Raw genomic sequence first — 12,131 nt, forward strand, 5'->3', positions numbered from 1 at the left:
CGATGCGGGAGACGGGGCCTTCAACTGCCTCTTGCGGTCCACCGCCATGTTGCTGAATTTCTGATCTGGGAGGAGAACGGAATGAAGAAGTCATTGATTGCGGGCGCCCTTGTTTTGGGTTCCCTCAGCGCCGCCGGCTCGCCGGCGTTTGCAGCTTCGGGGCCGATCAAGATCGTGCTGGCGGAAGAAGCGGACCTGCTTGAGCCCTGCATGGCCACGCGCTCCAACATTGGCCGTATCATTATGGAAAATGTCAGTGAGACCCTGACCGAGCTTGATGTGCGCGGCAAGAACGGCGTTCAGCCGCGCCTTGCTGAAAAATGGGAGCAGAACTCGGATGGCAGCTGGCGCTTCCACCTGCGTCAGGGCGTGAAATTTTCCGACGGTACGGATTTTGACGCCAAGGATGTGAAGCACAGCTTCGAGCGCATCATGAGCGACAAGAACGCCTGCGAGTCCCGTCGCTATTTCGGCGGCATGACGGTGACGCCGACGGTTGTCGACGACCATACGATCGATTTCAAGACGGATCCGGCCCAGCCGATCCTGCCGCTGCTGATGTCGCTCGTGACCATCGTTCCCGAAGAAACCAAGATGGAATTCATCCGCGAGCCTGTCGGCACCGGGCCCTACAAGCTGACCAACTGGACTCCCGGCCAGCAGATCGTACTGACGTCGCGTGATGATTATTGGGGCAAGAAGCCGCAGGTCACGGAAGCGACCTATCTCTTTCGCGCCGATCCCTCGGTGCGGGCCGCCATGGTGCAGACTGGCGAGGCCGATCTCTCCCCCTCCATTTCACAGCTAGACGCGACAAATCCTAAGACCGATTTTTCCTATCTCGACAGTGAAACGGTCTATATGCGCCTCGATCATAATATTGCGCCTTTGAACGATGTCAGGGTGCGCCGCGCGCTCAACCTTGCCATCGACAGGCAGGCATTTCTCGGCACGCTGGTTCCCGAAGGAGCGGTCCTGGCGACGGCGCTGGTTCCGCCGACCACGCTCGGCTGGAATCCCGACGTCAAGGTCTTCCCCTATGACCCTGAGGGTGCAAAAAAGCTGCTCGAAGAGGCAAAGGCCGCCGGCGTAAAGGTGGATACACCGATCACCGTCATCGCGCGCACGGCGAATTTCCCGAACGTTACCGAGATCATGGAAGCGATCCAGCAGCAATTGCAGGAAGTCGGCTTCAAGATCGACCTGAAATTCGTGGAAGTGGCCGAGCACGAAAGCTATTATTCGAAGCCATTCAAGGAAGGCCGTGGACCGCAGATCGTCGCCGCCATGCATGACAATTCCAAGGGCGACCCGTCCTTCACGATGTTCTTCAAATATGCCACCAAGGGTACCCAGTCCGGCTTTTCTGACAAGAAGGTGGACGATCTGATCGAACGCGCCTCCGCAGCCGTGGGTGACGAGCGCGCCAAGCTCTGGTCCGAACTCATCGCCTATCTGCATGATGACGTGGTAGCGGATGTGTTGCTGTTCCACATGGTCGGTTTCTCCCGTGTCTCCGAGCGGCTGGACTTCAAGCCGACCATTGCCACCAACTCGATGCTGCAGCTTTCGGAAATCGGCATCAAATAAGGTCCCGCGTCCTGTCAATGAAGAAGCGGCGGCGCGGCGGAAGCTTCGCCGCCGCATTGAAAAACCGGAGGCAACAATGCTGAACTTCATCCGAAAACGTTCATTTGCGAGCCTGATCTCCCTGATCGGCCTCATCGTGATGGTTTTCTTCCTGTCCCGCCTGACGGGCGACCCTGCGGCGCTGTTTCTGCCGGTGGAAGCGTCCGAGGAATTGAAGCAGCAGTTTCGCGCCTTGCACGGTTTGAACGACCCGCTGATGGTGCAGTTTCTGCGCTATGCCGGCGATGTGATGACGGGTGATCTGGGTGAATCTCTCCGAAAGGCGCGCCCGGCGCTGGATGTGGTGCTGGAGGCTTTCGTCTGGACGCTTTGGCTTGCCGTTATCACCATGTCGCTGGTCACCACGGCGGCCATCATCATCGGCTCGCTCGCGGCGTTCCGTTCCGGCGGCTTTTTTGACCGCGTCGCTTCGAGTATCTCACTCATCGGGGCATCCGTGCCGGATTTCTGGCTGGCGATCGTTGCGATCGTGGTTTTTTCCGTCAACCTGGCCTGGCTTCCCACGTCGGGCACAGGGTCCGTGCTGCACTGGATATTGCCTATCGCGGTTCTGTTTGTACGCCCCTTCGGCATTATCGTGCAGGTGGTGCGCGGCTCGATGATCGGCGCGCTGTCCTCGGCCTATGTCAAAACGGCGCGCGCCAAGGGTGTGAAATCGGGTCCGATCATCTTCATCCACGCCTTGCGCAATGCCATGTTGCCCGTGATCACCGTTATCGGCGATCAGGCGGCGAGCCTTCTCAACGGCGCCGTCGTGGTTGAAACCATCTTTGGTTTCCCTGGTGTCGGCAAGCTGATGATCGATTCCATCCTTCAGCGGGATTTCAATGTCGTTCTGGCCGCCATCCTCGTCACGGCGTTGGCCATCTTCCTGATGAGCCTTCTGATCGATATCGCCTATGCGCTGCTCGATCCGCGCATCCGGCACTGAGGAGGTCGTCCAGCCATGAGCCTTATGAACGCCGATACTGAGATCATCGATGAACCGTCTTTCGCAACCCGCATGCTGCGCATGTTGTGGGCGGACAAGTTTGCGCTCTGCGCGGCCATCTTTCTCGTCATTGTCGTCATTCTCGCCTTTGTCGGCCCGGCCTGGCTCGGCGATCTCGCGACAAAACAGAACCTGCGCGGGCGCAACCTTGCACCGTTCGACTGGCAGCGCGAGTGGTATTTCTGGCTGGGGGCGGATGCACTCGGCCGCCCGCTTCTCGCGCGCATCGTCGCCGCCACACAAAACACGATGATGATCGCCGCCGGCGCGGTTTTTCTCTCCGCCGTCACCGGAACTGTACTCGGCCTCATCGCCGGTTTTTCCTCCAGCCGCACCGGTCAGATCATCATGCGGCTTGCGGATGTGATCATGTCCTTTCCATCGCTGCTGATTGCGGTCATCGTGCTTTATCTGCTGGGCTCCTCCATCCTCAACCTGATGCTGGTACTCGCCATCACACGGATTCCCGTTTATATTCGCACCACCCGGGCGGAGGTGCTGGAGGTGCGCGAACGGATGTTCGTGCAGGCGGCGAGGGTCATGGGCGCTTCGGGAAAACGCATCCTCTTCCGCCACATCCTGCCCGTGGTGCTGCCGACACTGACGACCTTGGCAACGCTTGATTTCGCTTATGTCATGCTCGCGGAAAGCGCGCTGTCCTTCCTCGGCATCGGCATTCAGCCTCCGGAAATCACCTGGGGCCTGATGATTTCGCAGGGGCGGCAATATCTCACCAATGCCTGGTGGCTGTCCTTCTGGCCGGGGCTCGCCATCATTCTCACCACCCTGTCGCTCAACCTGCTGTCCAACTGGCTGCGCATCGCGCTCGACCCGGTGCAGCGCTGGCGGCTGGAAATGAAGGGCCGTAAAAATGGCTGATCATCTTCTCGAGGTGCGCAATCTTTCCGTGGAATTCCACACCGTAAGCGGTGTCGTGCATGCGGTGAAGGATGTCTCCTACCATATCGACCGAGGTGAGACGCTGGCGATCCTTGGCGAAAGCGGTTCCGGCAAGTCGGTATCCTCGTCGGCCATCATGAACCTCATCGACATGCCGCCCGGCCGCATCGGCGGTGGAGAAATATTGCTCGACGGCAAGGACCTGCTGACCATGCCGACCGAGGCGCGCCGCGAGATCAACGGCCGGCGCATCGCCATGATCTTTCAGGATCCGCTCAGCCATCTCAACCCGGTTTATACTGTTGGCTGGCAGATCCGCGAGGCAATGACCACGCATGGCATGGGCAAGGCCGAGGCAGAAGCGGAAGCGAGGCGGCTTATAGCGCGTGTGGGCATTCCCGATCCTGACAGGGCGCTGACGAAATACCCGCATGAATTTTCCGGCGGCCAGCGCCAGCGCGTGATGATCGCCATGGCGCTGGCGTTGCGCCCCGATCTTCTGATCGCCGACGAACCCACCACCGCGCTCGACGTGACGGTGCAGGCGGAAGTGCTTTCGCTGCTCAGGGAACTGCAGCGGGAAACGGGCATGGCAGTGCTCATCATTACCCATGATCTCGGCGTAGTCGCCGAAATTGCCGACCGGGTCGTGGTGATGGAGAAGGGCGTTCTGGTAGAGGCCGGCACCGTTCGCGAGGTTTACAGCAATCCGCAGCACCCCTACACCCGCAAGCTGATCAACGCCGCCCCCGGCCGGGGCGAGATGCATGAGCCGAAAGCAACGGGTGAGCCATTGCTCAGCGTGCGGAATGTGCGCAAGCGTTACGGCGCCTTCGAGGCGTTGAAAGGTGTCTCTTTCGACCTGATGGCCGGAGAAACCATCGCCGTCGTCGGCGAAAGCGGTTCCGGCAAGTCGACGCTCGCCCGCATCCTGCTGCGGCTCGATGAGCCGGATGCCGGCAGCGCCGTCTGGAAGGGGCGTGACTTGTTCAGGCTGTCGCCAGCGGAGCTTTATGCGCTTCGGCGCGATCTGCAGATGGTGTTTCAGGACCCTACCCAGTCGCTCAATCCCCGCATGACGGTGTTCCAGCTGATTTCCGAAGCCTGGGTCATCCATCCGGACATAGTGCCGAGGGCGAAATGGCGCGAACGGGTTGCCGAATTGCTGCAGCAGGTCGGTCTTTCACCGGATCATATGCGCCGGTATCCGCATCAGTTTTCCGGTGGCCAGCGGCAGCGCATCGCCATTGCCCGGGCGCTGGCGCTGGAGCCGAAGCTGATCATCTGCGACGAAGCGGTTTCTGCACTCGACGTTTCGGTTCAGGCGCAGGTTATTGCGCTGCTGGACAAGCTGCGCCGCGAAATGGGCCTCTCTTTTATCTTCATCGCTCACGACCTGCCGGTGGTGCGGGATTTTGCCGATCACGTCATGGTCATGCAGCGCGGGGAGGTGGTGGAATTCGGCACCGTCCGCCAGATTTTCGAAGCGCCGGGCGAGGCTTACACGCGCGCGCTCCTTTCAGCCAGTCTCGACCCCGACCCCGATAGGGAGGCCGGACATAACGCTGCATCGCCTGTCCAGGCCACCGGAAATTCAAGCGGAGTTCTTTCATGAGCAAACAAGCCTTCGTTGCGCTCGTCACCTGTTTTAATGAAGACGAAACCATCAATTATGAGGCGACGCGTGCGCAGGTGCGCCGCCAGGTAGCCGCCGGCAACAACATCATGTGCGCCGGTACCAACGGCGATTTTACCGCGCTGACGCATGATGAAAAGATCCGGCTGACGGAGGAGGTGGTGGATGAGGTGGCCGGCCGCGCCAGGGTCATCGTGAATGCTGGCATGCCGGCCACCTTCGAAACCCTGCAGCTCGCGAGATCCTTCGACCGTATCGGTGTCGACGGCATCGCCGTCATCACGCCCTTCTTCATCTCCTGTACGCAGGATGGCCTGATCCGCCATTTCTCGACGGTGGCCGACGCTGTCGACACGCCGGTCTATCTCTATGACATTCCCGCCCGCACCCAGAACCACATAGAACCGGAAACCGCCCTCAAACTCGCCACTCACGGCAATATCGCCGGCATCAAGGATTCCGGCGGTGCACAGCAGACGCTCGAAGCCTATCTTCGGGTGGCGAAGGACGTGCCCGGCTTCGAGGTCTATTCCGGCCCGGACCATCTCGTTCTGTGGTCGCTGCAGAACGGTGCGGCAGGCTGCATTTCCGGTCTTGGCAACGCACTTCCGGACGTCCTCGCCGGCATTCTCGATGCTTTCAACGCCGGCGACATCGCCGAAGCCGAACGCCAGCAGGCCATTTATGCGGCTTTCCGCACAGATCTTTATGCCCTCGGTTTCGCGCCGGCCATGGTGAAACGTTCGCTTTATCTCCAGGACCCTTCCGTCGGCGCCAGCCGCCAGCCGGCGCTCCTGCCGGATCCTGATCAGGATGACCGGATCATTGACATCCTCCGGCGCTATCAGCGACTGTAGACCTGATCGATCAATCACACCCGCCTGGCAAAATCCGAGGCGTGTCATCAGTAAATATCGGCAAAAACAATCAAACTCCAACCCCATTCCGTGAGCTCGTTCAAGACGAATAATTTGTGACACAAACGCGAAATTCCGCTTGTCAGCCCGGCCATTGATGTTTAAGAGGAGCGCGCAACGCAAGCGTTCGCGCATGCGGAGAGGTGGCAGAGTGGTCGAATGCACCGCACTCGAAATGCGGCATACCTGCAAGGGTATCGTGGGTTCGAATCCCACCCTCTCCGCCATTGATGCAAAAAAGCGTAATTTTATCAATGTGTTGTAATTAATTTGCGCCTTCGCCCCACAAAATGACCCACATAATTGTTGTGTGAGGATCATCATCGTTGGCTTGGCTGTTAGATAAGTGTCGCGAACGTCGCACCGTGGGTAAAGTCTTCGTGCCTAGGCCCCGAAAAAGTTCGCTTTGCGCTCTTGGTTGACCAAAGAGTGCAGTGGCGTTTTCTTCAGCCTCGACTTATCTCATGCAAAAGTAGCTCGCACCATTTGTATGGCCTCCTGCTCCAGGTCTGGCGGATATCCAAACTTCTTGAGGATGCGTTTCACTAGGATGCGCATCCTGGCGCGGGCACTTGCCTTGTGTTGCCAATCAACGGTGACTGAGCCCCGCATGTTCTCGACCAGTTCGTGGGCGATCACACGCAACTGTTCGCTACCCATGACCTCGACGGCCGTCTCATTGCCAGCAAGCGCGTCATAAAAGGCGATCTCCTCCGGAGAGAGACCAAGCTCATCACCACGTGCGGTCGCCGTTTGGATTTCCTTCGCCAGCGCGATCAGTTCCTGAATCATTTCGACCGTCGAAATCGCATTGGCATGATACCGGGCCACCGCCTCCTCAAGGCGTCGAGAGAAGGTCTTGGACTGAACGACGTTGGTTTTGGACCGGCTCTTGATCTCCCCGTTCAGAAGCTTCTTCAGAGCTTCCAGCGCGAGGTTCTTCTTTTCCATCTTCTGGACGTCCATCAGGAACTGGTCAGAGAGAACAGAGATGTCGGGCGACTGCAGCCCCGCAGCCTTCAGGATGTCTACGATCTCGGCATTGGCTACGGCCTGGTTGAGAAGCTGCTCCACCGCCATTGATTTGGCCTTGTCGGACATCTTGCCGGTAGCCGTGGTTTTCACCAGAGCGGCGCGAAAGGCCTGGAAGAAGCACACCTCATCACGAATTTCCGTTGCCGCATCGCTGGCGGAGGCAAGGGCATAGGCCTTGCTCAGCTCCAAAACCGCATCCTGATATCGGCGATGCGCCTGTTTCTTGATCTCTGGGCTTTCGACTTTTGCTGCTTCCGCCTGCTGCCACTTCAAGATCCAGTCGATGCCGTCCGCCAGCGCCTTCAGCCGCTCGATAGGCTTGCCCGTGACACCCAGGCTGTAGTCATGCCCGGTGAACATGCCCCGGACGATCTCGTATTTCTCCAGGAGGACGGCGACGGCTTCCTCTTCATCAATCCCCGTCTTGTCTCGATCGGACTGGGAATACTGCGCGAGCGCCTTCTTCAGGTTGGTGGCGATGCCGATGTAATCGACCAGGAGGCCGCCTGGCTTCTCCTTGAAGACACGGTTGACGCGGGCAATTGCCTGCATCAACCCATGACCCGCATCGGCTTGTCGATATACATCATGTGCATGCAGGGCGCATCGAACCCCGTAAGCCACGTGTCGCGCACGATGACCAGTTTCAGCGGATCATCGACCTTTCGCGCCCGCTTGGCGAGATCGTCGCGGCCGGACATTGCCTTGGCGACCCTCGCCGTTCGGATGCACATCGACTGTCATGTCTGCTAACAGGATAGATCAATCCGGCGCTTGGGTGAAGCCGGTTTATGTCAGGCAACGTACTTGCGATCGATCACTCGAGTGAGGAGGACGATCGCCTCTGATCGGTCGAGTGGCGCTCAACGGCTGATGAGGGCGGAAGTTTGCTTGGTCCGATTGCCGGTCTTTCCTGGCGTTTCCACGTCATCGAACATTCGAAGAGCGAGTAAACAAATGACGACCAGCGACAGGCGGGTAATAACGGGCTCCTGTGCTCCTAAGGAATGACGCGTGGTCGTCAGCTCGCACGTCCGCAATGGCGAGGCGCCCTGACGTTTTTGCGAAATCAGCACCTTCGATAGTGCCCGGCGTTCAATACCGGGGTTGCAATTACGCGCGCAACGAGCGAATTGACCTCTCAACGGTCGGCAGGCTCCGACAAGTCGCGAGCCTTGTGCCTCACTATCGAGCCACGAAGGAGGTGTTAACCCCGATATGTTGCACCAGCCGCCCGCGTCCCGGACGTCACAGCCTGATGAGCACCTGCCCAAAAGCAACTGGTTTCGCACGGGCGGTACTACGGCGCTGCGATCTGCGTGCGCTCCATTTTTTATCTACGGCACGACGGCGGGCGAAAAAGCGGATTTGATCAGTGTTCTGGTGTACTCAGCCGAAGGCCGGTTGAAGATGGCGTTTGTCTCTCCCTCCTCGACAATCTTTCCGTTTCTCATGACGATGACGTAATCTGAAATGGCCTTGATGACGGACAGGTCGTGGCTGATGAAGATGTAGGAAAGGCCGTGGGCCTTCTGTAGATCACGCAGGAGGTCGATAACCTGGCCCTGAACGGACCGGTCCAGCGCCGACGTGGGTTCGTCAAGAATGATGACCTCTGGTTTGAGAATAATGGCGCGGGCAATGGCGATACGTTGGCGTTGCCCCCCGGAAAATTCATGGGGATAGCGGTTGCGGGCGGCGGGATCGAGGCCGACTTCCTTCAGCGCCTCGATTGCGCGCCTGTCCCGTTCCGCACGGTTGAGGTCCCGGTCGTGGACGAAGAGCCCCTCGGTGATGATCTCGCCTACTGTCTGTCGCGGCGAAAGCGAACCATAGGGGTCCTGGAACACGAGCTGGAGATGCCGCCGTAGCGGCCGCATGGCCTTTCGATCAAGCCCGGTGATTTCCTGTTTTCCGAAGAAAATCCGGCCATCGGCCTGGATCAGGCGCAGCAGAGCGCGACCGAGCGTGGATTTGCCTGACCCGGATTCGCCAACAATGCCGATCGTCTGTCCCTGATGAAGATTGACGTTCACGCCATCAACGGCCCGGAACTTGCTCGATTTCGACAGGAAGCCGCCCGGAATTGTGTAATCGATCGTTACGTTCTGGCCGGAAAGCACGATCGGAGCCTCTCGGCTGACTACAGGCTTGTTCCCTCGGGGCTCGGCATCGAGAAGCATCCGGGTATAATCCGCCTTCGGGCGCACGAAGATATCCTCCGTGGTCCCAGCCTCCACGATTTCCCCCCGTCGCATGACCGCGACGCGATCGGCAAAGTGGCGGACGACACCGAGATCATGCGTGATCAGCACGATCGCCATCCCGAAACGCTGCTGCAGCGACTTCAAAAGATCAAGGATCTGGGCCTGGATCGTAACGTCGAGGGCGGTGGTCGGCTCATCCGCTATTAGGATGTCCGGCTCGTTCGCGAGCGCCATGGCGATCATGACGCGCTGGCGCTGACCACCGGAAAGCTCGTGAGGATAGCTGTCTATACGCCGCTCGGGCTCCGGAATTCCGACGAGCCTCAGCAGTTCGAGAACGCGTGCGCGCGCCTCCTTTTTACTGCCACCGCGGTGGTGAATGATCGGCTCGGCAATCTGCGCACCGATCCGGTAGAGAGGATCGAGCGAGGTCATCGGCTCCTGGAAGATCATGGTGACTTTCGCGCCACGGATTTTGTTGAGCTCGCCGACAGGCAGTCCAAGAAGTTCCTTTCCGCGATATTTCGCGGAGCCGCTAATGGCGCCATTGGATGCAAGCAATCCCATGATGCCCATCATCGTCTGGCTTTTGCCAGAACCGGACTCGCCAACCACAGCGAGCGTTTCGCCCTGTTTGACGTCTAGGTCGATGCCCTTGACGGCATGGACAGTGCCATCCGGCGTGGTGAAATCGACCTTGAGGTCGCGAACGGAAAGAATGGTGTCATTTGTCGTCTTCATGTCAACGATCCTTGGGATCGAGTGCATCACGCAACCCATCGCCGACGAAATTCAGCGAAAACAGGGTCAGCACGAAAAAGATCGCCGGGAATATCAGAAGCCACGGGGCGGACTGGATATTGTTGGCACCTTCGGAAATCAGCGCTCCCCAGCTTGTCAACGGCGCCTGAACGCCGAGACCGAGGAAGGATAGGAAGCTTTCCAGAAGAATGACTTTGGGCACGACGACCGTCACGAAAACGACAACGGGCCCGATCGTATTGGGGATGATATGACGGCGGATAATCTGCCAGTCGCTTAGCCCCAGAGCCTGCGCCGCACTGACAAATTCCCGTCGTTTCAAGGCGAGTGTCTGGCCACGGACAATGCGCGCCATGTCCAGCCATTCCACCGCGCCGATGACGAGGAAGATCAGGATGAAGCTGCGGCCAAAAAAGACGACCAGAACCACAACCAGAAAGACGAAGGGGAGTGAATAGAGGATTTCGACGAAGCGCATCATCACATTGTCCACGCGCCCTCCAATATAGCCCGCTGTTGCACCGTAGACCACGCCGATTCCCAAGGAAACGAGGCTCGCCAGGACACCGACCGCAATCGAAATCTGACCGCCAAGCATGACGCGCGCAAGCATGTCGCGGCCGTTGGAATCTGTACCGAAGAAAAAGTATTCGCGGTTGACGTCGCCTTCCAGCTTCAGCGTGCGTCCGTCGTCTTCGGTCGCAGTCACCTTGGTATTTTTGAATTCATTGGCACGGTCGAAGTAGCGTGTTGCGCGCGGATCGATTGCGCTGCTGGAGGTGATGGTCGCCGTGAAAGTCTGGCCTTCAACGGCAAATTCCTTCAGCTCGACGCGGGCCCGGCTCGCAACACCCTCCATCACGTCCTGAAGGTTATTCACATCAGGGCGTGGCTCGAGACTGGGTGCCACCGAGACATAGGAGGAAAACACCTGATCATAGGTGTGCGCCAGGAAATGAGGCCCGACGAACGAGAACAGAGTGATAAGGAGTAACATGACGGAACCCGCCATGGCTGCCTTGTTGCGTCTGAAACGCAGGACTGCCAGCTGGAACAGGCTGCGGCTTTTGATTTGTTGCGAATGAGGGTTAGTGCCGGGGCTATCAGTCATGTCTGACCCTCGGATCAAGAAGGCCGTAGAGAATATCGACGACTAGATTGAACAGGATGACGAAAATGGCGATGAGAACAACGGTGCCCATCACCAGCGTATAGTCACGATTGATGGCGCCGAGAACGAAGTAGCGGCCGACACCGGGAATGGTGAAGATCGTTTCGATGACTGCCGAGCCAGTCAAAAGCGCGGCGGCGCAGGGAGCGAGATAGGAAACGACCGGCAGCATTGCCGCGCGCATGGCGTGGAAAACGACGACGCTGCGCGCGGGAAGGCCATAGGCCTTGGCCGTGCGGATGTGGTCCATTCGCAGTGCCTCGATCATGGCACCGCGCGTCAGCCGGGCAATGACCGCAAGCTGCGGCAGCGCAAGTGCGATCATCGGAAGAATGAGGTAGCGTAGCGACCCGTCACCCCAGCTGCCTGCCGGAAGAAGCCCGAGCAGCACGGCAAATACAAGCGTGAGAACAGGGGCCACGACGAAGTTCGGGACGGTGACGCCCACTGTCGAGATTGACATGATCGAGAAATCGAAAGCGCTGTTTTGCCTGAGTGCTGCGAGCGTGCCGGCGAGCACGCCGCCCACCAGAGCCAGCAACAGGGCATAACAACCCAGTTCGAGCGAATAGGGCAGGCCCTTGCCGATCAGCTGCGCGACGGTGTTGTCCTTATAGATGTAGCTTGGGCCAAAATCGCCAGTGACGGCATTGCCGAGATAGATGAGATACTGGCGCCATAGTGGCTCATCCAGATGATAGGTTCTCATCAGATTTTCCATGGTCTGCGGGGGGAGGGGACGTTCGAGATTGAACGGACCACCGGGCGCAAAACGCATCAGGAAAAACGAGATCGTGACGACGATAAACAACGTCGGCACGGCGCTCGCCAAACGGCGCAGAATAAACGAGATCATGTTTTT

10 protein-coding genes and 1 tRNA gene are annotated in these 12,131 nt (G+C 58.8%); 6 read left to right on the forward strand and 5 right to left on the reverse strand.

Going from position 1 to position 12,131, the window contains the following annotated elements:
• Positions 1–81: 81 nt before the first annotated feature.
• The 6 genes from ACZ47E_RS14180 to ACZ47E_RS14205 all read left to right on the forward strand — a co-directional run bounded on the left by ACZ47E_RS14180 (position 82) and on the right by ACZ47E_RS14205 (position 6,321).
• On the forward strand, positions 82–1,590 hold the full coding sequence (locus ACZ47E_RS14180; RefSeq protein ID WP_004437354.1) for an ABC transporter substrate-binding protein: 1,509 nt from the start codon (positions 82–84) through the stop codon (positions 1,588–1,590).
• A 76-nt stretch (positions 1,591–1,666) separates the two neighbouring features.
• Positions 1,667–2,581, forward strand: coding sequence for an ABC transporter permease (locus ACZ47E_RS14185; RefSeq protein WP_022563329.1), 915 nt, complete (start codon positions 1,667–1,669; stop codon positions 2,579–2,581).
• Positions 2,582–2,596: 15 nt separating this feature from the next.
• Entirely contained in the window at positions 2,597–3,520 is a 924-nt protein-coding gene (locus ACZ47E_RS14190; RefSeq protein ID WP_022563330.1) for an ABC transporter permease, read from the forward strand.
• Positions 3,513–5,156 carry an ABC transporter ATP-binding protein gene (locus ACZ47E_RS14195; protein WP_006699958.1) on the forward strand — a complete coding sequence of 548 codons (1,644 nt, stop codon included), beginning with the start codon at positions 3,513–3,515 and terminating at the stop codon, positions 5,154–5,156. The genes ACZ47E_RS14190 and ACZ47E_RS14195 overlap by 8 nt, the downstream gene beginning before the upstream one ends.
• Complete coding sequence (locus ACZ47E_RS14200; protein ID WP_278067747.1) at positions 5,153–6,034, forward strand: dihydrodipicolinate synthase family protein; 882 nt, start codon at positions 5,153–5,155, stop codon at positions 6,032–6,034. The genes ACZ47E_RS14195 and ACZ47E_RS14200 overlap by 4 nt, the downstream gene beginning before the upstream one ends.
• 197 nt (positions 6,035–6,231) lie before the next feature.
• Positions 6,232–6,321: transfer RNA gene (locus tag ACZ47E_RS14205), tRNA-Ser, on the forward strand.
• A 235-nt stretch (positions 6,322–6,556) separates the two neighbouring features.
• Here the strand turns inward: ACZ47E_RS14205 and ACZ47E_RS14210 are convergent.
• From ACZ47E_RS14210 to oppB, 5 genes are all read right to left on the reverse strand, one after another.
• Positions 6,557–7,681 (reverse strand): DUF3387 domain-containing protein, encoded by a 1,125-nt coding sequence (locus ACZ47E_RS14210; protein ID WP_022563331.1) that lies wholly within the window; start codon positions 7,679–7,681, stop codon positions 6,557–6,559.
• Positions 7,681–7,863 (reverse strand): type I restriction enzyme subunit R domain-containing protein, encoded by a 183-nt coding sequence (locus tag ACZ47E_RS14215; protein ID WP_022563332.1) that lies wholly within the window; start codon positions 7,861–7,863, stop codon positions 7,681–7,683. The genes ACZ47E_RS14210 and ACZ47E_RS14215 overlap by 1 nt, the downstream gene beginning before the upstream one ends.
• Before the next feature lie 603 nt (positions 7,864–8,466).
• Positions 8,467–10,077 (reverse strand): ABC transporter ATP-binding protein, encoded by a 1,611-nt coding sequence (locus tag ACZ47E_RS14220; protein WP_278067746.1) that lies wholly within the window; start codon positions 10,075–10,077, stop codon positions 8,467–8,469.
• Between the two features lies 1 nt (position 10,078).
• Positions 10,079–11,209, reverse strand: a complete 1,131-nt coding sequence (locus tag ACZ47E_RS14225) for an ABC transporter permease (protein ID WP_004437370.1) — start codon at positions 11,207–11,209, stop codon at positions 10,079–10,081.
• Positions 11,202–12,125, reverse strand: a complete 924-nt coding sequence (oppB, locus tag ACZ47E_RS14230) for an oligopeptide ABC transporter permease OppB (protein ID WP_045533877.1) — start codon at positions 12,123–12,125, stop codon at positions 11,202–11,204. Before oppB ends, ACZ47E_RS14225 begins: the two co-directional genes overlap by 8 nt.
• Positions 12,126–12,131: the final 6 nt, after the last annotated feature.

This window comes from Agrobacterium sp. 5Ca39, from assembly GCF_055382365.1.